This is a genomic window from Christiangramia sediminicola (assembly GCF_031344135.1).
Classification (GTDB): domain Bacteria; phylum Bacteroidota; class Bacteroidia; order Flavobacteriales; family Flavobacteriaceae; genus Christiangramia; species Christiangramia sediminicola.
This window is the reverse complement of sequence record NZ_JAVJIU010000004.1, coordinates 576,522-601,520: the sequence shown is the minus strand read 5'-3', so window position 1 is coordinate 601,520 and position 24,999 is coordinate 576,522. Positions and strand designations below refer to the sequence as shown.

The following is a 24,999-nucleotide window of genomic DNA, read 5'->3' as shown; positions in this document are numbered from 1 at the left end:
AATAAAGAAAATAAAAATAGGGGTGTCAAATGATAAAAATAACATTTGACACCCCTATTTAATATTTTAAAGGGGGTTAAATTACAATATTTACAATTTTACCCGGTACAACTATTACTTTTTTAGGGGTAGATCCATCTAATTGATTTTTTGTTCTGTCATCTGCCAGAACTTTTTCCTCAATTTCAGCTTTACCCATGTCTAACGGAAGCTCCATCGTGAATCTCATCTTTCCATTGAAAGAAACAGGGTAATTCTTCATGCTCTCCACCAGGTATTTTTCTTCAAATACGGGATAAACAGCTGTAGTCACAGATTCCGAATTCCCTAACTTTTCCCAAAGCTCTTCAGCAATATGTGGAGCGTAAGGAGCGATAAGCACTGCTAAAGGCTCAAGAATTTCCCGACTATTGCATTTTTGAGCAGTTAGCTCGTTCACGCAGATCATAAAAGTTGATACCGAAGTGTTGAAGCTGAACTCTTCTATATCCTCGGTTACCTTTTTGATAGTCTTATGCAGTGTCTTTAATGAATCTGCAGAAGGTTTTTCGTTTGAAACAGAAAATTCCTCTCCATTGTGATAAAGTTTCCAGAGCTTTTTCAGGAAATTATGTACTCCGGTGATCCCTGCTGTATTCCATGGCTTTGCCTGTTCCAGCGGCCCAAGGAACATTTCGTACATTCTTAAGGTATCTGCTCCATAATCTTTACAGATCTCATCTGGATTCACCACATTATATTTAGACTTGGACATCTTCTCCACTTCTCTGCCTACAATATATTTTCCATCTTCTGTAATGAATTTAGCATCTGTAAATTCCGGACGCCATTTTTTGAATCCTTCAATATCTAACTCATCTGAAGAATTGACCAAGGAAACATCTGCATGAATAGGCTGCACGTTATTGCCTTTAATCTGATTCTTGGAAACAAAGACATTCTCTCCTTCAAGCCTGTAAACAAAAGCGCTGGTCCCAAGGATCATCCCCTGATTGATCAGTTTTTTAAATGGTTCTTCAACAGTCAACCAACCACGATCATGTAAAAATTTGGTCCAGAATCTTGAATATAAAAGGTGACCGGTTGCATGTTCACTCCCCCCTATATATAGATCTACATTCTCCCAGTATTTCTGAGCTTCTTCAGATACGAAGCGATCTGGATTCCCTGAATCCATATATCTGAACAGATACCAACTACTACCAGCCCATCCAGGCATTGTATTCAACTCTAATGGAAAAACAGTAGTATCATCGATCTTATCGTTAGATACTACTTCATTTTTCTCTGTATCCCAGGCCCAATCGGTTGCATTTCCTAATGGCGGCTCACCGGTTTCAGTAGGAAGATACTTTTCAACTTCAGGCAATCTTAAAGGAAGATGCTCCAGATCTATCATTTTCGGCAAACCATTCACATAATAAACCGGGAACGGCTCTCCCCAATATCTTTGACGGCTAAACACCGCATCTCTCAATCTGTAATTCGTTTTTCCGTAACCCTGACCTGTTTTCTCCAGCTCAAGAATTACTTTATTCAGTGCCTCTTTATATTCGAGTCCGCTAAGGAAATCTGAATTCGCGATCACCGTACCTTCTTTCCCGGCATGTGCTTCCTGAGAAACATCTACATTTTCGAAAATGTTTGGTATAGGAAGATCAAAATGTCTTGCAAAATCATGGTCACGCTGATCACCACATGGAACGGCCATTACAGCTCCGGTTCCGTAGCCCGCAAGCACATAATCCCCAATCCAGATTGGGATAGATTCACCGGTAAAAGGATGTTCAGCATAAGCACCGGTAAATACACCGCTTATCGTCTTAACATCGGCCATACGCTCACGCTCGCTTCTTTTAGCACTAGCCTGAATATAAGTCTCAACCTCATCAAGATGTTCAGGAGTTGTAATTTCTTTTACCAGGTCATGTTCCGGCGCAAGAGTCATAAAACTAACCCCGAAAATAGTATCGGGACGGGTAGTAAAAACCCCAACCTTATGATCTGTATCTTTAATATTGAAGTCTACATGCGCACCAACCGATTTCCCGATCCAGTTACGCTGACTTTCCTTTAAACTTTCTGTCCAGTCGATCTTATTAAGATCCTGAAGCAATCTTTCTGCAAAAGAAGAAATCCTCATGCTCCACTGGGTCATTTTCTTTCTAACAACAGGATATCCTCCACGTTCAGAAACTCCATTCACGATCTCATCATTCGCGAGAACGGTTCCCAATTGCGGACACCAGTTTACTTCAGCTTCCGCTAAATAGGTAAGCCTATATTTTAAAAGAATTTGTTCTTTTTCATCTGCTGAAAATTTATTCCAGGCTTCCGCAGAAAAATCTTCAACATCATCATCACAAGCCGCGTTTATTCTCGAATTACCTTCCGAAACAAAAATGTCTTCCAGTTCAGAAATAGACCTTGATTTTTCAGCTTCCTGATCATACCAGCTTTCAAAAAGCTGAATAAAGATCCATTGCGTCCATTTGTAATAATCCGGCTCGCTGGTTCTCACCTCACGACTCCAATCGAAAGAAAATCCAATTTTATCTAATTGCTCTCGATAGCGAGCTATATTATTTTCAGTAGTTACCGCAGGATGCTGACCGGTTTGAATAGCATATTGCTCTGCCGGAAGACCAAAACTATCATATCCCTGTGGGTGCAAAACATTGAAACCCTTGTGACGCTTAAAACGCGCATAGATATCACTGGCGATATAACCCAGCGGATGCCCAACATGCAGACCCGCTCCGGAAGGATAAGGAAACATGTCCAGTACATAATATTTTGGCTTATCAGAATCGTTTGAAGCTTTGAATGTCTGGTTCTCTGCCCAGTATTTCTGCCTTTTTTCCTCGATCTTATTAAAGTGGTAACTCATCTTCTGTCTTTCTTGTCTTATTCTTGGCGTCACTCTGAACTTGCTTCAGAGTCTAAAAATGAGAAGCTGAAACGAGTTCAGCTTGACGATAAATTTCTGAATCGCAAAAATACAATTTTAAAGGACTTATGCGGAATGATTGGAAGTTCTATTATTTCGATTTTCGAGCGGCTGATTCCATAGGTTTCAGGCATTCATAGATATACCTGTTCACCGAAGTCTTCACTCCCAGCTTTTCTCCTTCTTTTACTATAAAGCCATTGAAATTTTCCAATTCTGAAGGTTTACCGTTCATTATATCTCTCTGGGTTGAAGCTGTAGTTCCTTTCGGCTGAGAATTGATAATTTCAAATACCATTTCCAGATGTTTTTCACTGAGCGGGACACCCTTTGCTTTTCCAACTTGGATGATCTCTTTTGCTGAATCTCTCATCATTTTATTGAGATATTCACTATCTCTTATTTTATCTATTGGAACACGAGTGAGCCCTCCAATACCGCTAATAGTAGCTATGAAAAGAAATTTCTTCCATATTTCAAGCTGAATATTCTCCGGAATATTATTTTCAATTCCCGCTTCATCCAGAACATCATGAACTTTCATCACACGATCTGACTTTGAATTATTATTCTCACCAAAAACTATCTTCGGCTCATATGCCGCATGCTTTATCTTCCCGGGTTTTTCAATAAAACTTACAATGAAGCATAAACCTGCCAGGATATTCTTTTCCGGAAGCACTTCTATTAATTTCTCGTAATTATCCGCACCATTCTGCAAAGGAAGAACAATCGTGTTTTCTCCAATTATCGACATCAATTCTGCAGCGACCGATGGAATTTGCCATGATTTGATCCCTAAAATGATAAGATCTGGTTTAGGAACTTCAGAAATATCAGAAGTGGCAATTTTAGGCTTTACCTTAAAATCGCCTTTTATGCTTTCGACCTCAAGCCCGTGTTTCTGGATTTGTCTTAAATGCTCTCCTCTAGCGATCATACTTACATTATGACCTGCATTTGCCAGTCTTCCGCCAAAATAACCTCCAACACCACCTATTCCGTAAACCAATATTTCCATTATTTGATTTTTATCAAATTTAGGAAACTTAACGCGAACGTCATCGTGAACTCGTTTCAGGGTCTCTTTCAAATGATGCTGAAACAAGTTCAGCATGAAGAGATAAGAAATAATAGACCATTCCCAATATTTTGAAAAGTTTAAACGTTTTAAATATTATGAAAGCTGAACTTTCTTATTTTTACAAAAAATCTGAAGTCCCTCTATGACCACATCTTTTGAAAGGTATCAGAAACGCCGACTCATATCTTCCTATTTTTCAGTAGTTATCAGTATTTCTTTGGTATTGTTCCTTTTAGGAATGCTTGGCCTTTTGGTTTTGAATACCAAAAAAGTTGCCGATCATTTTAAAGAACAGATCGCACTTACAGTTTACCTGAAAGATAACGCTAAGGAAGTCGAGATCGAGCAATTGAAAAAGAGCCTGGCCATGGCCGATTATACCAAGTCTACCAACTATGTTTCCAAAGAAGATGCTGCCGAGGCGCATAGTGAAGAGATTGGTGAAGATTTCATGGAATTTCTCGGTTATAACCCACTTCAGAATTCCATAGATGTTTATATGAATGCCGATTTTGTGTCTTCAGAGCAGGTAGACCAGATCGCTGAAGACCTTACTTCAAAGAATTTTGTAGACGAAGTCGTGTATGATAAACCGCTAATTGCATTACTCAACGACAACGTGAAAAAGATTAGTTTCTGGGTTTTAATAGCCAGCGCCGTATTTACATTTATCGCCGTATTATTGATCAACAGTAGCATTAGATTGGCAGTATATTCAAAAAGATTTATCATAAAAACCATGCAAATGGTTGGGGCGACCAAAGGTTTTATTCGCAGACCATTTATCTGGCAAAGCGTAAAACTAGGATTAATTGGCGCTGTACTTGCCCTTATCGGGATGGCTGCGGTTTTATATTACCTAAACAACAGTTTTACCGAGCTTAACCTTTTGGGTGACATTAAGATGCTTGTAATACTGTTCTCCGGAATTTTCCTGATGGGAATTGTAATTACATGGATAAGTACGTATTTTGCGACCTCGCGATTTCTAAACCTGAAAACGGACGAACTTTATTATTAGTAGATGAAAAAGGATAAAGAGATACACAACGGAGGTAGTTTTAATACCGGATTTGTATTCGGCAAGAAGAACTACACTTTTATGTTCATAGGTATGGCGGTGATCGCTTTAGGCTTTATTTTAATGTCTGGCGGTGGTAGCGAGGATCCGAATGAATTTAATGACGCCATATATAATTTTCAAAGAATTCGACTAGCACCGGCACTGGTGCTGATTGGCTTTGCCATTGAGGTTTATGCCATTTTGTTGAATCCCAATAAAAAATAACAAGTTTGGACGTATTAGACGCCGTGATCCTTGGGATCATCCAGGGACTTACCGAATTTTTACCTGTATCCTCCAGCGGACATTTAGAATTAGGAAAAGCAATCTTAGGAGACACCAGTGTTCCTGAAGAATCACTTCTATTTACTGTTGTACTTCACTTCGCGACTGCATTGAGTACGATCGTGGTCTTCAGAAAAGATATTTTGGAAATTATTGGTGGCTTACTAAGCTTTAAATGGAATGAGGAAACTCAATTCTCATTAAAGATCATAGTTTCCATGATACCGGCAGTTCTAGTTGGGCTATTATTCGAAGAACAATTAGAAGCTTTATTCGGTGGTAATATCCTTTTTGTAGGATTTATGTTGCTGATCACTGCATTACTGCTTTGGCTCGCTGATAAGGCCAAGAACACCGGTAAAAAAGTTAGCTATAGCAACGCATTCATAATTGGAGTTTCTCAGGCAATCGCAATGCTTCCTGGGATTTCCCGAAGTGGAGCTACCATTTCAACTTCAGTATTATTAGGTAACGACAAAACTAAAGCGGCCAGATTTTCATTCTTAATGGTGGTGCCTCTCATCTTCGGAAAGATCGCTAAAGATGTTCTAAGTGGCGAATTAATGGAAAGCTCGGCAGATTTTTCAATTCTTGCCGTTGGCTTTATAGCAGCATTTCTTGCGGGGTTAGTTGCCTGTACTTGGATGATCGCTCTGGTTAAAAAGAGTAAACTTTCATGGTTTGCCATCTATTGTTTTGTAGTGGGACTCGCGGCCATTATTTTTGCATATGCACAATAAGGAAATTTCTCCGGAAGAATTTAAAGCAGGACAGGTATTACTTTTCGATAAACCACTAAACTGGACCTCTTTCCAGCTAGTGAACAAGGTAAGATGGCTCATTCGAAAAAGCTGTAATATCAAGAAAATAAAGGTTGGCCATGCCGGGACTTTAGATCCACTAGCAACAGGTTTACTAATCATATGCACTGGAAAATTCACCAAGACGATCCCGGAACTTCAGGGACAGATAAAAGAATACACAGGTACATTTACAGTTGGAGCTACTACTCCATCTTTTGATCTGGAAACCGAAATTGACCAGAATTTCCCCACAGATCATATTACCGAAGAATTACTTCAGGAAACCACAAAAAAATTTATTGGAGAAATCGAGCAAACTCCGCCTGTATTCTCTGCTTTGAAGAAGGACGGAAAAAGACTTTACGAATATGCCCGCGAAGGCAAGGAAGTTGAAGTAAAGAAAAGGAAGGTGGAAATTTCAGAGTTTGAGATCGATACTACTAATTTTCCAAAAGTTGACTTCAGAGTGGTTTGCAGCAAGGGAACTTATATTAGAAGTCTGGCAAATGAATATGGCGAAGCCCTGAATAGCGGCGCACATTTATCTGAATTAAGACGAACTGCCATTGGTGATTATTCCGTAGAAAATGCGTTGGATATCGAATCTTTCGAAAAATTGCTACCTTCACGAGAGAATAATTAAGTCTACTGACTGTTAACTGTATATGAAACGTTTCGAGGATTTTTTTGATAAGCATAAGGCGCTTATCCTTACTACACTTTCGTTTGCTGTCCTGATGCTGGCTCTGTATAATTTTAAGCTTGCTAATAACAATCAGGCGACAGCAGAAATGCTTGTGGATCTGGAACAATTCAAAGTTGAGGAAAAGGAAGAAGTAAAACCCGAAGAGCCAGAACCTCAGCAACAAAACAGGAGAAATATTCAGACTCACCAGGCGTACAATCAGGATAAAGAAACCCGCGAAGCCGACTTCAAAAATCAACTGGATGAGATCTTTGAAAAGAATAGTGCTGAGCAGGAGCAAGCCGAAAATGAAGATTCCGAAGGTTCTGAAGGAAATTATGCCATGAATCGAAAAAATTCTGAAGAGAAGAAAAAACGATCAGATGGAGATGATTCTGGTGAAGAAGACTCTCAAAAATCGGCGGTCTATGATTATAGTTCTATTTCATTTTCCTTAAAAGGAAGACGAGCAGTGAAAATCCCAAATCCTGTTTATACCTGCGATACTGCAGGAAAGATCGTCATCAACATTACGGTTGATGCGAATGGCTATGTTTTAGATTCATCAGTAAACAAAGGAAGTTCTACGAGCACCAATGAATGCCTTACAGAGCGTGCGTTGGAATATTCAGCCGGTGCCAGATTCAGTAAACTCGCCGGTAAAGATTCACAGATAGGCACCATTACCTATCACTTTAGATCATAAATTATGGAAGAAGTTACACGTTGCGGGTGGTGCGTTGGCGACCCTTTATATGAGGCCTATCACGATCACGAATGGGGAGTGCCGGTGCTAGATGATGACACCCTATTTGAATTTCTAACCCTGGAAACTTTTCAGGCAGGTTTAAGCTGGATCACGGTTCTACGCAAAAGAAATAATTTTAGAGAAGCTTTTGATAATTTCGATTATAAGAAGATTGCCCAGTATAAAGATGCCAAGATCACTGAATTGATGCAGAATGCCGGCATCATTCGCAACCAGATGAAGATAAGGGCCACCGTGACAAATGCTCAGGCTTATATGAAAATTCAGGATGAATTTGGAAGTTTCAGCAAGTATATCTGGCAATTCGTGGAAGGCACGCCAATTCAAAATGAAATCGAAAATTATAAAGAAGCTCCGGCTACTACCGAAATTAGCGATGAATTAAGCAAAGATCTGAAAAAGCGCGGTTTTAAGTTTGTGGGTTCTACAGTAATATATGCTCATATGCAGGCTACTGGAATGGTGAACGATCACCAGGTTGACTGTTTCAGACATAAAGAAGTGAAGAAGCTGGGAGAGAAAATGGCTATTTGAGATATTCCAGGAACTCATCCCGAGGAATTTCTTCAGCTCCGAGACTTTCAAGATGATTTGTATAGACCTGGCAATCTATAATTTTCACTCCTTCAATTTTAAGCTTTTCAACCAATTTGATAAACCCAAATTTTGAAGCATTACTCTCCTTAGCGAACATACTTTCACCGCAGAACATATTTTTATCGTGTAAATAAATTCCATAAAGTCCGCCAACTAAATCCTCTCCATTCCAGACTTCAGTTGAAAAAGCAATTTCTTCTTGATGTAGTTTCAAGTAGTTCTCTTTTATAGCTGTTGTGATCCAGGTTCCATCCTGCCCTTTTCTGAATACTTTTCCGCAATTATCCATCACTTTTTCAAACTCCTGATTGAACGTAACCTGAAACTTATCCTGATTTAGTAGCGGTCTCATGCTTCTTGCAATTTTGAGATTTTCAGGAAAAAGAACCATCCTGGGATCGGGAGACCACCATAGCACTGGCTGGCCTTCATTATACCACGGAAATATACCATTATAATATGCCTCTTTTAAGCGCTCAAGACTAAGATCACGACTAACAGCCAGCAAACCGTCAGCGTCAGCAAAGCTTACGGGAGGAAATTTTTCATTTGAGCCTATAAAATACAAGTCTTCTAATTTTATTCTCTGAAAATAAAAAAGTCCGGATACAAATGTACCGGACTTTTTGTTTTTATTCTTTCGATTTAGAAAGGAAGATCGTCGTAATCTTCTTCATTAAGATCGCTTGCAGGCTCGAACTGGTCTGGTGGCGGTACATTAGAACCTCCAGAAGGCTGCTGAGCAGCAAGGTTTTCAATTCTCCAACCCTGGATAGAGTTAAAATATTTAGTTTCTCCCTGTGGGCTCACCCATTCACGACCTCGAAGATTCACTCCAATTTTAACCGGTTGTCCAACCTGAAATGCGTCTAAAAGACTGCATTTATCCTGAACGAACTCGATCATGATGTGCTGAGGATACTGTTCCTCTGTAGTCACAACCATTTCTCTTTTCTGAAATCCATTGTTTCCAAATGTTTTCGTTTCGCCAATAAGCTTGATTTTTCCCTGTACTTCCATTGTCTCGTTTATTTTGCTAATAATATTTTCCAGGCTTCTTCCGGCTGCCCCTTCTCAAGATACACCTGTGCCTGTTTATGAATTTTCTTTTTATCACCGCTTTTTACAAGTTCGGCTTCTTCAGAATTTGCCTTTAAAAACTCCTCAATTTCACCATTGTCAGGCAAGGCTTCCACATTTCCTAATTTCCCAAGATCATTTCCGGTTAGGATCTCACTTGTTCTCACTTCCTCAGGCATGGCATCTACACCAATCCCTAAGGTTGAAAGTGGTTTTGGAACTTCAAACATTCCCATCTTCGCACGAGTATACCAGTTACCGCCCATACGAGCTACCTGGTCTATCTTATGCTGATCTATAAATCCGTCTGCATCCAGGATCTCTTCCTTTATATGCATTTTCACCACGTGGCAAATCACAAGATTTCCAGCACCACCTTCAGTTCCTGTTTCCACGATCTCCTTGATCTTACACTCTAATTGAACTGGAGATTCTGCTACACGAAATGGTTTTACAAGATCTGATTTTTGCATAGTTAACCCAGCCTTTTCAAACTCATTTACACTTTCCGCATATTCAGTACTTGAAAGTGACATTTGCTGAACGATATCATAATTCACAATATTGATCACGACCTCATCTACTTTCTTCGCATTTTCAAAAGTGTGCTTGGTAGTATTGTCTCGACCTCTCCTGGCGGGAGAAAAGATTAGAATTGGCGGATTCGCTCCGAAAACGTTGAAAAAACTAAAAGGTGAAAGATTAGGATTTCCATTTTCATCAATAGTACTTGCAAAAGCAATGGGTCTTGGACCGATGGCTCCCAAAAGGTATTGGTGTAATTTCCCGACACTTACATCCTTAGGTTCTATAGTTAGCATAGATTAATTTTTGCCAAAGATAAAGAATCGAATAAGGAATGAAAAGCAATGCATTACAATAAAAATAGTTTTAAAACGCTTATATTTATTTTGGATTAAAAGCCGGAAACTTACATGAATCTACCCGACGAACGCAGCTTTAATCGCTGGTTTATCATTATTTCCTGCCTTGTGGTCATCGTTCTGGTGCTCTGGAATACAAGTATATTTTTTCAGCGACTTAAAGAAGATGAAAGAGCAAAGATGAATATCTGGGCGCAGGCGCAGGAAGAGCTCAGCAATGCTCCCGAAGATGCCGATCTTAGCCTTATTCTTAAGATTCTGAATAACAATACTACTATTCCCATTATTCATACTGATGAAAATGGAGATATTGCTTATACCACTAATCTTGAACCATCAATTGCTGATAATCCCAAAGAAACACAGGAATATCTGGAGGATCTTAAAGATGAAAATGAGCCAATTTTAATAGATCTCGGAGAAGGACAGATTCAGTATTTATATTATGGGAATTCGCCTGCCCTGAATAAATTAAAGTATTATCCCATCGGGCTAACTTTGATAGGGTTTCTATTTATAGGTGTGGTCTATTTCTTTTATACCACTACCAAATCCAGTGAACAAAATAAATTATGGGCCGGTATGGCCAAGGAGACAGCGCACCAGATCGGGACTCCTTTAAGCTCTTTAATCGGCTGGACTGAAATTCTTAAAACTGAAAACGTAAACCCTTCTTATGTGGAGGAAATGGAAAAGGATATTGACAGGTTACGCACCATCACTGAGAGGTTTTCGAAGATTGGATCCTTGCCGAATTTACAGCAGACCGATATTGTAGCTTCCACCAAGGAAAGCTTCGAATATTTGAAGACCAGAAGTTCGAATCTTATACATTTTAGTATTAGAGCTCCAAGACAACCTATCAACGTTATGCTGAATGAACAGCTCTATAGCTGGACCATCGAGAACCTAGTTAAGAATGCCATAGATGCCATGCGCGGAAAAGGAGAACTTATGATTGAGATAAAGCAGGATCTCAAGCAAGCGCACATCTATATAACTGACACTGGTAAGGGAATAGACAAGAACAGGTATAAGTCTATTTTTGAACCAGGACAAACCACCAAAAAACGTGGTTGGGGTCTTGGATTATCCTTGGCCAGAAGAATAATTGAAGAATATCACAAAGGAAAAATTAAAGTGGCCCGAAGTGAATTGAATAAAGGAACTACTTTCCAAATCAGCTTAAAAAAAGTTTAGAATTTCGAGATATTTTCTCTTAACCAATCGGGCACTGGGAAAGTTTCATTCTTATCAAAATCGAAGCAAACCACCACATCATTCCCTTCAGCACATAATTCCCCTTTTTCATTAAGAATAATATGTTTTAGACCAAAACTCGTATTGCCTATAAAATCAAGTTTAGTCTTTATAATAGCTTTTCCCGGGTAATAAAGAGATTTTTTGAAATCACATTTTGTTGAAACCAGCATAGTTCCCTGATTGGATTTTCGATAATATTCATAAACGCCAGATGCTTCCCAGAAATTAACTCTACCGCTCTGCATAAAACGCATATAGGAAACATTATTCACGTGCTCGTAAATATCAAGATCGCTCCAGTCTACCCTAATTTCAACACTTAATTTAAAACCTGAAAAATCTATCAAAGTTCAATATTAGAGTTTATAGCTTCAGCAAGATCTTTGAATTCCTGATCGCTCATTTCAAAATTGTTTGAAAAATCCATGTCTTTCATACTATTTAAAGGAATTAGATGAACATGTGTGTGCGGAACTTCCAGCCCGACCACAGCCATTCCAACCCTCTTGCAAGGCACAGTTTTTTCCAAAGCTATAGATACGCTTCTGGTAAAACGCATTAATTCCTGATACATCTCTTCTTCCAAATCCCAGATCTTATTTATTTCCTTCTTAGGGATGCACAGCACATGCCCTTTCGCATTTGGCCTGATATCTAAAAAAGCTAGAAACTGACTGTTTTCAGCCACTTTATAAGCAGGCACTTCTCCTTTTACAATCTTTGTGAACAGTGTTGACATAATTAGGTTGGTTTTTTATTAAAATTAAAAAATCCTTTTCCAAAATCCGAAATTACGGTTAAAAGAAAAGGATTAAATATTAACTGAAATGGAAAGGATTATTCTCTCCAGATCTCAATAACTTCAAATTTCACGGTTCCGTTTGGAACTTCTATTTCTGCGGTATCGCCAACCTGCTTACCAAGAAGACCTTTTCCTATTGGAGAATCTACCGAGATCTTTCCAGATTTAAGATCGGCTTCACTTTGCGCAACAAGCATATAAGTCATCTCAGCACCATTCGTCTGATTTTTGATTTTTACATGAGAATGCACCAGGACTTTAGAGGTGTCTAACTGCGATTCGTCAATAACTCGTGCATTAGCAACAACCTCCTCAAGTTTGGAGATCTTCATTTCTAATAGTCCCTGAGCTTCCTTTGCTGCATCATATTCAGCATTTTCACTCAAATCTCCTTTATCTCTAGCTTCAGCGATTGCCTGAGAAGCTTTTGGTCTCTCTACGTCTTTGAGCTGGTTAAGCTCATCTCTAAGTTTTTTTAACCCTTCAGGGGTGTAATAAGATACTTTACTCATAACTTTATCGTTTTAATTTTCGCAGCCAGTGGGCTAGACCCTCCAGAGCCGAAAAATACCTTATAATGATTTTAGTAATAACTGAATCCCAGGATGCGGGATTGCCCGGATCTATAAAGGTTTAGCTTTCCGGGTTTAAACTATTGCATCATTAACTGAAAAAATCCCATTTCTAACGGGATTTCTTTAAACAAATGTAAGAAATTTAATCTTTCGGAACAATTATATTATTTTCGTTGCAACTTGAATTCCTATGAAAAAAATTTTCAGCTTATTAGCGATTTTTGTAATGATCACGGCATGTTCAGGATCTGATGATGAAGTTAGAAACAATCCAAATCTGCCCGATCTCAATTTCAGATTTCAACTTGATCTAAGTTTTCCTGAATACAACAATCTGCAATTTCCAGGTAACGCTTTCGCCACTTATAATTACGGTGTTCGGGGCGTGGTGATCTATAATATAAACAATTCTCAATATGCAGCATTTGAACTAAGCGATCCCAACCATCCTGCGAATAGCTGCTCTGCTATGACTGTTAATGGTGTGATCGCAACCTGTGCATGTGAAGGCAATCAATACAATGTGATCACCGGTGAGATCGTAGAAGGCGACGGACCGTATACCATGAAACCATACCGGGTTAGGAAATCTGGCAATACCATCGAGATCTATAATTAAAAAAGCCTCCCTCTCAAAACCCTACATTTTGAAAAGGAGGCAGCTAAAACCGCTGAAGCGTTTAGAACTTCAACGTTAATCCCAACAAGAAGTTAGTAGTGGCTTGCGGGTAATACCCTGCTCCATCTAAAGTTTGAACTCCGGAAGGAGCATCATCGTTGGGAATATCAAAAGTGTAATAATATCCGTTAGACACGTATTCTTCGTTTAGAATGTTGTTTACCAAACCGGTGATCACAACTTCTTTGAATAACCATGCATCATCCCAGGTGTACTGAACATTAAGATCGTTCACGAAATAACTATCCAGCTTAGAATTATCAGCTTCTACATTGCTCATATATTGATCACTAACATATTTAGAAAGCAAATTAAGTTCCAAACCACCTACAGGCTGATAATTGATGATATTCCCTGCAACGATCTCAGGGGAATATGAAATATCTGTATCTCCATATTCCACTAAGTTTCCATTGAACGGAGAAACAAAATCAACATTCTTATTTCGGCTAAGGGCGATATTTGGCCTAACAGTGAACTTTTCAGACAACCTAACTGTCGCATCTACCTCAAGACCTAATCGATAACTTTTCCCGCTATTCTGCCGAACGAATGCTCCAACATCATCTATGCCTCCGGTTAAGACCAACTGATTCTGATAACCCATATAATAAAGATTAGTATTCAGTTTGAAATTTTCTGAATTATGTCTCCACCCCAACTCAAAGTCATTCAGTTCTTCCGGTTCAGGATCTCCATTTTCATAATCGTTTCTGCTTGGCTCCCTGTTTGCTCGTGCATAAGAAAGATAGAACTGGTTGAATGGATTTAACTGGTAAGTAAGACCTGCTTTGGGATTAAAGAAACTAAAATCATCTTCGTTCTGAAATCTGGACTGATCATCAAGCAAGCCATCAGTCTCATAGTGAACGGTTCTTAGCTGAAGATCTGCATAACCAGCTAATTTTTCAGTAATCGCAAAATTTGCCTTTGCGTAGATGTTGAAATCTGTTTTATCTGCCTGGTTGAAATAATATGGCTCATAAGGATCATTGTTCCTGGCAAATCTGCTGTATACTACTTCTCCAAAATGATCACCTTCATATTTATTCCAGCCACCACCGAAAGTCACATCCCATTTAGTATCCTCATAATTTAGACTGAAAACCGTTCCGTAGAAATGATTGTCCAGCCATTTGGTTCCCACGATGTCTGATGTGTTGATCTCTTCTCCTTCAGATATGAAAGATGGTAAACCGAATTCAGCAAGATCTGCATCCTCGTTGTACTCTTCGTAATATCCTCTCCCATAAGTATAATGTAAAGCTATATTAGAAGACCAGTTATTGCCATAATCCTGATTCCATAGTAATTGGTAATGATCCTGCTTATAGTTATCAGTTTGATTATCGTAATACTTCGTATTCCCATTTTCATCGGTATAGATTCCCGCCGGATTAAACGTCCTGTCATTTTCCAGAGTTTCTTTATCAATACCGTACCACGCCTGGTAAGTCCTTTCACTTCCTCCAAAGGTTAATGCTTTAACGAGTGTATTCTCATCTACAAAAGTTCCCTGCAGAAAATAAGATTTCAGGTCGCTACTGGCTCGGTCTATATATCCATCACTTCTAATCTTTGAAGCTCTACCGGCAAAAGACCAGTGATCATTGATCAATCCCGTGCTAAATTTTACGGTATGCTTAAAAGTATTATAAGAACCGATGCTATTGGCAATCTCTCCCTGAGCTTCTTCTTTATAAGAATCTGTAAGAATATTGAGGCTGGCACCAAAAGCTCCTGCACCGTTCGTGGAGGTTCCAACTCCTCTTTGTAACTGAAGATTTTCTACTGAAGATGCAAAATCACCCAGGTTTACCCAGAAAGTTCCCTGACTTTCCGCATCGTTGTAAGGGATACCATTAATGGTAACGTTCACCCTGGTCGCGTCACTACCTCTCACCCTGATTCCGGTATAACCTACACCGGCTCCAGCATCTGTAGTTGTTACTACATTGGGCATATAGTTCATCAAAACGGGGATATCTTGCCCAAGGTTTCTGTCAGCAATTTCTTCGTTACTTAAATTACTGTAAGTGATTGGTGATTTTTCTGTAACCCTTACCGAAGAAAGAAATACTTCGTCAAGAGTTTCTTCAGCACCAGCAAGGTCTACGTCAAGAACTCTATCTGAGTTGACATTAACTTTCTTACTAATCTGATTTCCGAAGACAAATACGATCGTATAAGAACCTTCTTCTAGGCTTAAACTGTAAAAACCATTTTCATCGGTAAGTGTTCCGGCTCCAGTACTTTTTACATAAACCGAAGCTTCATTCAATGGAGTTCCGTTCTCACTCACTGTTCCTGAGAGCTTGAACTCCTGTGCAAAAGCCTGTAGAGATAAAAAGAGCAGGCCTGCAAAAAATAATACATTTTTCATTCGTAGCAATAATTACGAATAAAAGGGGCGATTATTCTTTTTGTTTAAATCTTAAAAATAAAAAATCCTGAAACTGCCACATGGCAAAATCAGGAGTACATACACTGCACTTTTGTGCAATTCCCTTGGCAGCATTACCTGCCCAGGTTCATTGGGTATGATCTCAGCCCATTTGGGCACCCCTTATGAGATTGTTTCGCAAATGTAATATGCTTTTTTAGAAATACAATACATTTGGGGAGAATTGCCATATTTGGCTTAATTTTAGATTTAAAACTGAGTAATGTTTAGTGCCAAACGCTCCATCACCGCCAAAGTTGTTACCGGATATGTTATTGTCGCCATTTTAGCTGGCCTTGCTGTATGGTATGTTTATAATCAGGTAATCGCGTATTCTGAGATCGCACAATCCAATACAGAAAATAACCAGCAACTTATTCTTGTAAGTGAAATAAGCACGAATCTAAATGAATCTGAAAATACCAGCAGACGGCTTATTCAAACCGGAGATGAAGAGGAATTAGAACTATACAATTCCCAGATAGATACTATAAAATCGAAATTATACCGACTTGAACAGACCTATGAAAATATAGATCTTGAAAAAGAAGCTGATAGTATTACTAAATTACTCGATCAAAAAACCCAGAACTTAAAAGAATTAGTCGCCCTTCGGGATACCGACAGGAATACGAACTATTATTCCAAAGCTTTAAATGAGCTTAGAAATATCGATGCTTCATTTAAGGATTATAATTACGAGAACCGTTTCAGAAACCTGAAGTCTTATCAAAAGGATGTCCTGGTAAAATGGCTGGAATATTCAAGAGAAGATAATGCTGAGCGCATTACCACACAAAGACTGGATTCCCTCGTAAAATCGGTAAAACGTGTTTTAACCGATCTGGAATTTGCCAACAGGCAGTTTCAGAATGAAGTGATCCAGAAGGAAAATGAACTTCTTAATAATGACCTTATTCTTAACCAGCAACTGCAAAGTTTGCTTTCTGAACTGGAATTGAAAGAGCGTGAAAACTCTGTGGAGAGAGCTGAAGTTTTCCAGAACATGTTGAACAAGACTTCTAATATAATCTTTCTTGGTGGCTGTATAATTCTACTCATCATTCTCTATTTCATAATTAATATTATTGGTGACATTACCCGAAGCCAGCGTTATCGCGTTCAGCTTGAAGAAGCGAAAGAATTTGCAGAATCTCTATTGGCGAGTAGAGAACAATTCATGGCTGCGATCACGCACGATTTACGAAGCCCGCTTACAACCGTAATGGGTTATACAGACCTTATTCAAAAAACCGATCTCGACGAAAAACAAAAGCATTATCTCACCCAGATTAAGAAATCTTCTCAATTCATTCTGAGACTGGTAAATGACCTTCTGGATCTTTCGAAATTAGAAGCCGGAAAAATGCTGGTGGAAAAGCTCTCTTTCAATCCCAAGAAACTGATCAGAGACACTGTAAGCAATATTATACCTGCTGAAAAGAACAAGGATGTTGAGATCATTATCGATGTTTCAGAAGAAACCAATGTCCAGATCCAAAGTGATCCTTTCAGGATAAAACAGATCTTGGCAAACCTGATCTCTAACGCATGGAAATTTACTGAGAAAGGTAGTATCCTTATCGCTGCAGAGCTTCAGGAAAAATCGGCCAATGAACATTTTCTGGAAATTCGAGTTAAAGATTCCGGTATAGGTATCTCAAAGGAAATGCAAGCCAGCATTTTCGAAGAATTCTCACAGGAGAACAGCAGTATTGAAAAAAGATTTGGAGGATCTGGTCTTGGCCTAGCGATCACGAAAAGACTTACAGAATTGCTGGAGGGTGAAATAAGGGTTGAAAGTGAACAGGGAAAAGGAAGTGAATTTATTATTAACATTCCCGTAGTGAAGATCTCTGAAAATCGCGAAGAAGCCGAAAGAGAAGAAAAAGAAGAAGACATCGATGATGAAATTTTAAACACTTCTGGTCTAAGAGCTCTTATAGTTGACGATGAGCCGGGACAATTATCGTTAACGGTTGAAGTAGCAAGGTCGATGGGATTTGAAATAGAAACTGCTGAGAATGGAAAGGAGGCCCTTGAAAAACTGAAAATTTCAAATTTCGATATTATTCTTACCGATATTCAAATGCCAATTCTGGATGGTTTTCAACTGATCAAGAATGTTAGAACCAGCCAGGAATATAAAGATATACCTGTTATTGCTCTCTCAGGTAGAACCGATATCGAAAAAAGGGTGTATACGCAGGTTGGATTCAATAACAAATTGCTAAAACCTTATAAACCGAATGAATTAAAAAAGAGCATTGCTAATATTCTAGAATTAGAATATGAAAAACCGGAAACTCCTACTGAAATTCAGAATTCAAAATTGAAATCTGAAAATTATGATCTCACCGATATCTATGAATTCTCAGGACAGGATGACGATGCCATGCAAACTATTATACAGGCATTTCTTCAAGGAGCTGAAAGTAGTCTTCAGGAATTAGAAGCAGCATTTCAGCAAAATGATATTGACCAGATGGGTAAGATCGCTCACAGAATGCTACCAATGCTAAGGCAGATGAAAGCGAATGAAGTGATCGCAATCCTGGTAAAAATGGAAGCAAGAGATAATGTAAGCAAATCTGAATTTTCCTATTTTCAAAGAAAGATCAATCAGCTAATGTCCAGCTTAGAAGAGGGAATTACAGTTTAATACCGTATTGCTTCAACTTGTTGTAAAGGGTTTTTCTGTCTATAGAAAGCATTCTCGCTGCCTTACTTTTATTACCACCCGTTTTTTCCAAAGCATCAAGGATCAATTGCTCCTCGTTCTTATTTTTGAATAAGCCATAGTCATTCTCATTGTTTCGCGTAGAAGTAGCGATTTCATGAGGTAAGACTTTAAGAGGAATAAGGTCGTCCTGCGTTAATAGCACAGCACGCTTCACCATATTTTTCAGCTCTCTTAAATTTCCTGGCCAGTTGTAATTTCTGAAGGCATGTATCGCTTCATCTGTAAAACCAAGGATATTCTTTTCAAGATCTGTATTTGCCTCATCCAGAAACTGATTGGCGAAAAGCATCAAGTCTTCTTTTCGTTCTCTTAAGGCTGGAACTTTAATAGAAAACTCATTCAGCCTATGGTAAAGGTCTTCCCTAAAATCTCCTCCTTTCACAGCTTCCGATAGATCTTCATTAGTCGCGGTAACTACCCTGATATCTACCTCAACTTCATTATTACTCCCTACAGGCTTTATTCTTCTTTCCTGCAGTGCACGTAACAGCTGAACCTGCAGTTCATAGGTGAGGTTTCCAATTTCATCAAGAAATAATGTTCCACCATTTGCGGCTTCAAAATGTCCAGTTTTATCATTGATCGCTCCTGTAAATGAACCTTTTAGGTGACCAAAGAATTCACTGGAAGCGATCTCTTTAGGAATAGCACCACAATCTACTGCGATAAAAGGAGCGGCATGTCTTTTACTTTGCAAATGAATGCTCTTAGCAATTTGCTCTTTTCCGGTTCCACTTTCTCCTGTAATAAGTACCGACATATTTGTTGGAGCCACCAACTCTACGTAATCACTTAACCTTCTGGAAGGTTCACTTACACCCTTCACAAGGTCTAAATTTTCATTTAATGGCCCACGGCTTTTCTTAGCTGGTTTTGGTTTTTCAGCTACTGGAGCAACTTCATTAGTATGAAGTGCATTTTCTATTGTTTGAAGTATAGATTCCGGTCTAAATGGTTTGGAAACATAGTCAAAAGCTCCTTCTTTCATGGCATTCACAGCCATGCTGATCTCAGCATAACTAGTCATGACAATCACCTGGGTCGCTGGATTTTCAGCCTTAACATTCTTCAGAATTTCCAATCCGTCGTTATCTGGTAATCGAACATCGGTAAGTACAAGATCGAATTTATCTGAGGAAATTTTTTTGAAGGCTTCAGAAGCAGAATAGACAAGAGTTACCTTATAATCCCTTTTCTCCAGAAAGGTTTTTAACATGGTTCCAAATGCAACATCGTCTTCAACGACCAGAACTTTAGACATAAATCAATTTTAAAAAGCTAGGCAAAGGTAATAATCTTTAAATCATTAACTTTTAAAAGAAAACATAAAAAAAAGAGAGGCTGTTCTTCAACCTCTCTTTTCTGACAATTTTGTGGTTATATAAACTGTCTAATACAAATTCCCATTTTACAGATTTTTCTTTTTCTCACAATAAACTAGCAAAAAAGCGACCTTTATAGTGTTAGCTTTCTGGTTGTTAGTCATCAGGATTAATCCTGAAAACAGTCACTTTTTTGCGAGTTTGCCGGGGTAGATATACTACTTCTCTATCATTTATCTGCTGTCTCAGAGTTAATCTCTCTGTAAATGGACATCTATTTTTCTGACTCTTCAGTATCGTCTTCTTTAAGCCATTTCCCATCCTGATCGATGTAAACTTTTTCAGTTTCACCTTCTACATCCAACTTAAGCTTATAAACTTTCATTTCACCTTTAGTTTTCACCCAAGCTTCAGAAGCTACTGCTCCATTATAATCTGTAAGCACAGCATCTTTTACGGTTTGTGGAAGAGCCATCACATCTACAGATGCAAATTCATCCTGTTCTACCTCTACTTCAACTTCAGTTTCAATTTCTTCAACATCTTCTACCTGAGCATTCATCTTTTCAGTTGCAAAGAACAAAGCTCCTGCGGTCATCATACTTAATGCTATCTTTTTCATAATTCTAGTTTTAATTGATCTTTTTGGTTATGATCATTTTAGTTATGAAAATTATAGTAGAAGAATTATGCCATTCTTATTTATTTTTGCTAAAGACCAGAAAAACAGGCATATATTATTTTTTTGATTATTTATTTCACAAAATATTATGTAGAAAATTGAAAATATCGCATCCAAATATGTGGATTTTGTTCTACAAATAATATTATTAGAAATGGAGACACGAAATATTATAAAATAGAAAAGGCTCCAAGTCTGGAGCCTTTTCAATCCGAAAATCTAAATTATAAAACAGAATAAATTAGTTAGTTGTCAATTTATTCCATTCCCAATACTAACCTACTTATTACATCGTAAAAATCGTACCACTGCGACAAAACCTCATTCTATCACCTTTAATTACTGAATTTCAGTAGATTAAATATTTTAAAGGATTTTTTCATATTAGAGATTCCACAGATTTTATGTGGAATTTGTTTAAAAATTGAGGAAAAATTCTACAGTTTTTACTTTAATGGATCTTTTCTATTTGCCTTAATCTCAGACTTTTTCTTCTTAGCTTTTAAACGTTTGACCTTTGATGCTTTAGTTGGCTTCGTTTTTTTCCTGGGTTTTGGTCTTTTCAGCGCTTCTTTTAATTCAAATAAAAAATTTTCCGTAACGACATCCTTATTTGTATGCTGGCTGCGAGAATCTTCATTACTCATCTTCAGAAAACCTTCCTTGTTGATCCTACCGGAAAGTTTTTTCAAGATCCTATTTTTTTCATTCTCAGATAAAGCTTTAGAATTTGCCACATCAAAACTAAGCTCTACTTTGGTAGCAGTCTTATTCGCATGCTGACCGCCCGGACCAGAGCTTCTTACGGCTTTAAAATCCAATTCGGTTAGAATGAGTTCCTCATCCATATTACTGTGGCTGGTGTGATTCCTTAAGTAAGTCTGAAACTGTCTTTACCGGATTAAATGTTTCTACCGGCACTTCAACGAAAATAGTATTCCATTTTGCCATTCCACCGTTCCATAATCCCGGACGTTCCAATGCTTTTAATGGTTTTCCATCCTTGGTCTTATCTGCGATGAAACTCATATCCTCATCTACATATTCATTAAGATCATAAGATTCGCCATTATGATCTTTTAAACTGCATACGATGTCTACCGGATTAAAGTGTGTAGCTTCCCTGGCTGTTTTTGCCTGTTGAGGATTATCATTATCTATTTGTGCACCTTCAATGATCTGAAGCGATATTTCACCATTCTTATCCTGAACAAGGAAAGGACCTCCTCCTGGCTCTCCTTCATTTTTAACCATTCCACAGACTCTTAATGGTCGGTGTAGTTTTTCCTGAAGATATTTAGCCGAAGCATCTTCGGAATTTGAATTTTTTACAAATAGTTCTTTATTCAGAAAATCCTGTATCTCATTCATTTTCTCTGAAGTTACATCTCCACTTTCCAAAGCCTTTAGATATTCAAAAACTTTATTCTGAACTTTAAAAAGTTTTCCCCCCAGCATTTTCTTGTGATCTACAACGTTCTGAACCTTATCTTCAGTAACCACATTATCTATATTCTTTACAAATACGATCTCTTCATCAAGCTGATTCATATTTTCGATCAAAGCTCCATGACCACCAGGTCTAAAGAAAAGATCTTCCTCTTCGGTTCTAAATGGTTCAAAATTATTATCTACAGCAATGGTATCGGTTTTTGGATCCTGATAGGAATATTCGATCTCGAATTTAACACCGGTCTTCGCTTCCACTCTTTCTCGTATTTGCTTCCACTCTCCTTTAAACTTATCCTTATCCCCTTTAGCTACTGTAAAATGAATCTTTGCAATTCCGTCTACCTCCGCATATTTTGCCGCTTCCAGCAAATGTTCCTCAAAGGCCGTTGCAACATGTTGATCGTATTTATGAAAAGGAACCAATCCTTTTGGAAGATTACTTAAATATAATCCGTCAGAATTGAGGATGGTTTCTACCAGGATCTTGTGCTGAGCATCATGAGAAAGCTCCGCATAATCAGAATGCTGCTTTTTTGCCTTTTCTATCGCGTGATCGTAAAATGGCAGTTTATCAAGGTGATTAAAAAACCTTTGGAGGTCTGAATCTCCTGTTGAATCCAGATATTCTCTCAATTCGTGTTTTTCAGGATCAAAATCATCAGCAAAGTTGTGTAATGCCTTAAACATTCTTGAAGCTGCCCCGGAAGCAGGAACAAATTTCAGTAGACTATGATTAGCCTTTTCAGCATCATAGAATTCAATTAATTTATGTTTTTCTGTAGATTCAATTTTACTTATTCCCTTCCCTACAGTTGCTGCCTCGGTTATATTAACTTTGATATTCCCTCTTTTAAAGATCTCGATCTGTTCTTTCACTTCTTTAGTTGAAAGTCCTTTATCTTCAATTTGTAAAATATCTCTTTCCTTAAAATTCACGACTCTTTTGATTTTTTAGTTGGTCAATTTTTTTCACTGCGTTTTTAAAACGCTCCTCCCGGTTTCCCTTCAAAATGAAAAAAGGTTTTTGATGCTCTTCCAATGTCTTTTGAAATCTCTGAAACATCCCCTCACGATCGTGAGGCTTATCCCTTAAATCATCAGGAGTCCAGGGAACATCAATATACGTTAAAAAGTATAGATGATAGTGGTTGTTTAACGCATGTTTAAGAAGTCGTGGATCGCAGTAACCGTCGTAATATGCTTCAGAATAAACCTTTAGCTCTAAAAGGTTAGTGTCACAAATAAGGAGATCATCAGCTTCTTTTGAAAGCCTGTTTTCAGCCTCCATCTGTCCTTCAGCAATTGGGATAATATCTTTGGGTTCGCAAACACGTTTTTCAGCATCCCAAACCTCCTGAAGATATTCGCGCATGTATTCCTTAACCATTGGTTCCTGATAGTATCTGGCGAGATCTTCAGAAAGTGTGGTCTTTCCGGTAGATTCAGGTCCAAAAAGGACAATTTTTATGCAGGACGCAGGTCGTTGCGCAAGTTTTTCTTCCATGCTTTGTAACCATAAATAGCAATAATCGTGAATGCCAGGTATTGCAGACTTGTAAAAGTAAGGCCTTTATAAAAATATAAAGGGACAGAGATAATATCTCCAATGATCCAATAGATCCAGTTTTCGATCTTTCTTTTCGCCATTAACCACATTCCTACGAAAAATATCGCAGTCGTTACGGTATCTACATAAGCTGTCCAGTTATTCCATTTATCAAAAAACTCGTAAACTGCAAATACAAAAAGCAAGGTCCCTATAAATATAAGAACAGACTGAATTTGTTCTCTTTTCGTAGTAGAGGTGATTGGTGTGTAATGTTCAGGATCTACTTTCCTGGTCCAGATATACCAGCCGTAAATACTCATGGAGAAATAGTAGGCGTTAATCATCATATCTCCCAATAATTGCCATTGCCAAAGCAAATAGACAAAGATCATGGTGCTTACGATCCCGGTTGGGTATACCAGAATATTATTTTGTTTTGAATACCAAACAGAAAGGAATCCGAAGGTCACCGCAATGATCTCTAGAACGATAAAAAGAGTTGGGTATCCTGAATACTGATCAAAGAAAAAATCAAAAATCGGCTGCATACTCGCTACGGTCAGATTTTACGATCTTCACATACATGAGTCCGCGGTCTATTGCTTCAATTGCATTTTTGATCTCTTTATTTAAAAGCCCCATCACTTCATCATAATCTCCATAAACCTGAGTACTAAGCGGATTTTCTTTTACCGTAAGACCCGATTCTCTCATTTTCTTGATAAAGTTAATGATCGCCGGTTCGTAATCATCCTGAATTGGTGTAAGCGTAAGTTCTACTGAAATGTTCATTGAATTCTGTTTTCAAACCAAAGTTAGCCATTCTCAGAACTTTCAGAAAGACAATTAAGAAATACTGAAGAATAAACTATTGCATGGAATGAATACCTATCATATTCCCTTCGGTATCCTTGGCAAGACTGATAAAACCAAATTCACCAATAGACATTTTTGGCCGAATCAGTTCACCGCCGGCATCTTCAATCCTTGCTTCTTCTACACTACAATCATCACTTCCAAAATATACGAGCGTACTGTTGTTTCCAGCTTCAACTTCCTTTACATGAACCAAGGCTCCAGAAGCCCTTCCTTTAGTTTCCATATCACCGGGAAAAGCCAGCATTTGCAAATTATCTTCCGCAGGATTTCCAATTGGCTTGAGTTCTGTTTGAAAAACTTCTTCGTAAAAAGACCTGGCACGATCAAGATCATTCACATAGATCTCAAACCAGACCACCGGATTAATCATACTCATAATGGATTGATTATTAGTTAGCGAACTAAATTTA

General features: G+C 38.2%; 26 protein-coding genes. 9 read left to right on the top strand and 17 right to left on the bottom strand.

Annotation, left to right across the window (positions count from 1 at the left end; all coding sequences use genetic code 11):
• Positions 1 to 76: 76 nt before the first annotated feature.
• Together leuS and RE431_RS13255 are read right to left on the bottom strand one after the other, a co-directional pair.
• Positions 77 to 2,890, bottom strand: a complete 2,814-nt coding sequence (gene leuS, locus RE431_RS13260; protein WP_309562471.1) for a leucine--tRNA ligase — start codon at positions 2,888 to 2,890, stop codon at positions 77 to 79.
• Positions 2,891 to 3,041: 151 nt separating this feature from the next.
• Positions 3,042 to 3,971 carry a ketopantoate reductase family protein gene (locus tag RE431_RS13255; protein WP_309562470.1) on the bottom strand — a complete coding sequence of 310 codons (930 nt, stop codon included), beginning with the start codon at positions 3,969 to 3,971 and terminating at the stop codon, positions 3,042 to 3,044.
• A 205-nt stretch (positions 3,972 to 4,176) separates the two neighbouring features.
• On the opposite strand from RE431_RS13255, the gene RE431_RS13250 reads away from it, so the two are divergent.
• The 6 genes from RE431_RS13250 to RE431_RS13225 are packed head-to-tail and all read left to right on the top strand — an operon-like array spanning position 4,177 to position 8,173.
• Complete coding sequence (locus RE431_RS13250) at positions 4,177 to 5,055, top strand: cell division protein FtsX (protein ID WP_309562469.1); 879 nt, start codon at positions 4,177 to 4,179, stop codon at positions 5,053 to 5,055.
• Positions 5,056 to 5,058: 3 nt separating this feature from the next.
• Positions 5,059 to 5,322, top strand: a complete 264-nt coding sequence (locus RE431_RS13245) for a DUF3098 domain-containing protein (RefSeq protein ID WP_309562468.1) — start codon at positions 5,059 to 5,061, stop codon at positions 5,320 to 5,322.
• 5 nt (positions 5,323 to 5,327) lie between these two features.
• Positions 5,328 to 6,122, top strand: coding sequence for an undecaprenyl-diphosphate phosphatase (locus RE431_RS13240; protein WP_309562467.1), 795 nt, complete (start codon positions 5,328 to 5,330; stop codon positions 6,120 to 6,122).
• Positions 6,112 to 6,828, top strand: a complete 717-nt coding sequence (gene truB / locus RE431_RS13235; protein ID WP_309562466.1) for a tRNA pseudouridine(55) synthase TruB — start codon at positions 6,112 to 6,114, stop codon at positions 6,826 to 6,828. Before RE431_RS13240 ends, truB begins: the two co-directional genes overlap by 11 nt.
• 22 nt (positions 6,829 to 6,850) lie before the next feature.
• Positions 6,851 to 7,576 carry an energy transducer TonB family protein gene (locus tag RE431_RS13230; RefSeq protein WP_309562465.1) on the top strand — a complete coding sequence of 242 codons (726 nt, stop codon included), beginning with the start codon at positions 6,851 to 6,853 and terminating at the stop codon, positions 7,574 to 7,576.
• A 3-nt stretch (positions 7,577 to 7,579) separates the two neighbouring features.
• Positions 7,580 to 8,173 carry a DNA-3-methyladenine glycosylase I gene (locus tag RE431_RS13225; protein ID WP_309562464.1) on the top strand — a complete coding sequence of 198 codons (594 nt, stop codon included), beginning with the start codon at positions 7,580 to 7,582 and terminating at the stop codon, positions 8,171 to 8,173.
• On the opposite strand, the gene aat is transcribed toward RE431_RS13225, so the two are convergent.
• The 3 genes from aat to RE431_RS13210 all read right to left on the bottom strand — a co-directional run bounded on the left by aat (position 8,166) and on the right by RE431_RS13210 (position 10,137).
• Positions 8,166 to 8,804: a leucyl/phenylalanyl-tRNA--protein transferase gene (gene aat, locus RE431_RS13220; protein WP_309562463.1), complete on the bottom strand. Its 639-nt coding sequence runs from the start codon at positions 8,802 to 8,804 to the stop codon at positions 8,166 to 8,168. The genes RE431_RS13225 and aat overlap by 8 nt on opposite strands.
• 77 nt (positions 8,805 to 8,881) lie before the next feature.
• Positions 8,882 to 9,256, bottom strand: a complete 375-nt coding sequence (locus RE431_RS13215) for a DUF3127 domain-containing protein (RefSeq protein WP_300439684.1) — start codon at positions 9,254 to 9,256, stop codon at positions 8,882 to 8,884.
• A gap of 8 nt (positions 9,257 to 9,264) precedes the next feature.
• Entirely contained in the window at positions 9,265 to 10,137 is an 873-nt protein-coding gene (locus RE431_RS13210) for a flavin reductase family protein (protein ID WP_309562462.1), read from the bottom strand.
• Between the two features lie 114 nt (positions 10,138 to 10,251).
• Here RE431_RS13210 and RE431_RS13205 point away from each other — a divergent pair, with 114 nt between their 5' ends.
• Positions 10,252 to 11,400 carry a sensor histidine kinase gene (locus RE431_RS13205; RefSeq protein WP_309562461.1) on the top strand — a complete coding sequence of 383 codons (1,149 nt, stop codon included), beginning with the start codon at positions 10,252 to 10,254 and terminating at the stop codon, positions 11,398 to 11,400.
• Here the strand turns inward: RE431_RS13205 and RE431_RS13200 are convergent.
• From RE431_RS13200 to greA, 3 genes are all read right to left on the bottom strand, one after another.
• On the bottom strand, positions 11,397 to 11,810 hold the full coding sequence (locus RE431_RS13200) for an acyl-CoA thioesterase (protein WP_309562460.1): 414 nt from the start codon (positions 11,808 to 11,810) through the stop codon (positions 11,397 to 11,399). The genes RE431_RS13205 and RE431_RS13200 overlap by 4 nt on opposite strands.
• Positions 11,807 to 12,202, bottom strand: a complete 396-nt coding sequence (locus RE431_RS13195; RefSeq protein WP_309562459.1) for an HIT family protein — start codon at positions 12,200 to 12,202, stop codon at positions 11,807 to 11,809. The genes RE431_RS13200 and RE431_RS13195 overlap by 4 nt, the downstream gene beginning before the upstream one ends.
• Before the next feature lie 98 nt (positions 12,203 to 12,300).
• The gene (greA, locus tag RE431_RS13190) at positions 12,301 to 12,777 is read right to left on the bottom strand and encodes a transcription elongation factor GreA (protein WP_309562458.1); all 477 of its coding nucleotides are present in this window, start codon (positions 12,775 to 12,777) and stop codon (positions 12,301 to 12,303) included.
• Positions 12,778 to 13,030: 253 nt separating this feature from the next.
• On the opposite strand from greA, the gene RE431_RS13185 reads away from it, so the two are divergent.
• The gene (locus RE431_RS13185; protein ID WP_309562457.1) at positions 13,031 to 13,459 is read left to right on the top strand and encodes a Rieske (2Fe-2S) protein; all 429 of its coding nucleotides are present in this window, start codon (positions 13,031 to 13,033) and stop codon (positions 13,457 to 13,459) included.
• 61 nt (positions 13,460 to 13,520) lie between these two features.
• Here RE431_RS13185 and RE431_RS13180 read toward each other — a convergent pair whose 3' ends face one another.
• Positions 13,521 to 15,902 carry a TonB-dependent receptor gene (locus RE431_RS13180; RefSeq protein WP_309562456.1) on the bottom strand — a complete coding sequence of 794 codons (2,382 nt, stop codon included), beginning with the start codon at positions 15,900 to 15,902 and terminating at the stop codon, positions 13,521 to 13,523.
• A gap of 283 nt (positions 15,903 to 16,185) precedes the next feature.
• Between RE431_RS13180 and RE431_RS13175 the strand changes: the two genes are divergently transcribed.
• Complete coding sequence (locus RE431_RS13175; protein ID WP_309562455.1) at positions 16,186 to 18,624, top strand: hybrid sensor histidine kinase/response regulator; 2,439 nt, start codon at positions 16,186 to 16,188, stop codon at positions 18,622 to 18,624.
• Here the strand turns inward: RE431_RS13175 and RE431_RS13170 are convergent.
• From RE431_RS13170 to RE431_RS13135, 8 genes are all read right to left on the bottom strand, one after another.
• Positions 18,614 to 19,966: a sigma-54-dependent transcriptional regulator gene (locus RE431_RS13170; RefSeq protein WP_309562454.1), complete on the bottom strand. Its 1,353-nt coding sequence runs from the start codon at positions 19,964 to 19,966 to the stop codon at positions 18,614 to 18,616. The genes RE431_RS13175 and RE431_RS13170 overlap by 11 nt on opposite strands.
• 335 nt (positions 19,967 to 20,301) lie before the next feature.
• Positions 20,302 to 20,649: a hypothetical protein gene (locus tag RE431_RS13165; protein ID WP_309562453.1), complete on the bottom strand. Its 348-nt coding sequence runs from the start codon at positions 20,647 to 20,649 to the stop codon at positions 20,302 to 20,304.
• A 506-nt stretch (positions 20,650 to 21,155) separates the two neighbouring features.
• Complete coding sequence (arfB, locus tag RE431_RS13160) at positions 21,156 to 21,557, bottom strand: alternative ribosome rescue aminoacyl-tRNA hydrolase ArfB (RefSeq protein WP_309562452.1); 402 nt, start codon at positions 21,555 to 21,557, stop codon at positions 21,156 to 21,158.
• Between the two features lies 1 nt (position 21,558).
• The gene (locus RE431_RS13155) at positions 21,559 to 23,097 is read right to left on the bottom strand and encodes a DUF4301 family protein (protein ID WP_309562451.1); all 1,539 of its coding nucleotides are present in this window, start codon (positions 23,095 to 23,097) and stop codon (positions 21,559 to 21,561) included.
• Positions 23,087 to 23,665 (bottom strand): AAA family ATPase, encoded by a 579-nt coding sequence (locus RE431_RS13150; RefSeq protein WP_309562450.1) that lies wholly within the window; start codon positions 23,663 to 23,665, stop codon positions 23,087 to 23,089. Before RE431_RS13150 ends, RE431_RS13155 begins: the two co-directional genes overlap by 11 nt.
• Positions 23,626 to 24,258 carry a nicotinamide riboside transporter PnuC gene (gene pnuC / locus RE431_RS13145; protein WP_309562449.1) on the bottom strand — a complete coding sequence of 211 codons (633 nt, stop codon included), beginning with the start codon at positions 24,256 to 24,258 and terminating at the stop codon, positions 23,626 to 23,628. Before pnuC ends, RE431_RS13150 begins: the two co-directional genes overlap by 40 nt.
• Positions 24,242 to 24,502 (bottom strand): YkoF family thiamine/hydroxymethylpyrimidine-binding protein, encoded by a 261-nt coding sequence (locus RE431_RS13140; protein WP_309562448.1) that lies wholly within the window; start codon positions 24,500 to 24,502, stop codon positions 24,242 to 24,244. Before RE431_RS13140 ends, pnuC begins: the two co-directional genes overlap by 17 nt.
• A gap of 76 nt (positions 24,503 to 24,578) precedes the next feature.
• The gene (locus tag RE431_RS13135) at positions 24,579 to 24,965 is read right to left on the bottom strand and encodes a VOC family protein (RefSeq protein WP_309562447.1); all 387 of its coding nucleotides are present in this window, start codon (positions 24,963 to 24,965) and stop codon (positions 24,579 to 24,581) included.
• Positions 24,966 to 24,999 lie beyond the last annotated feature (34 nt).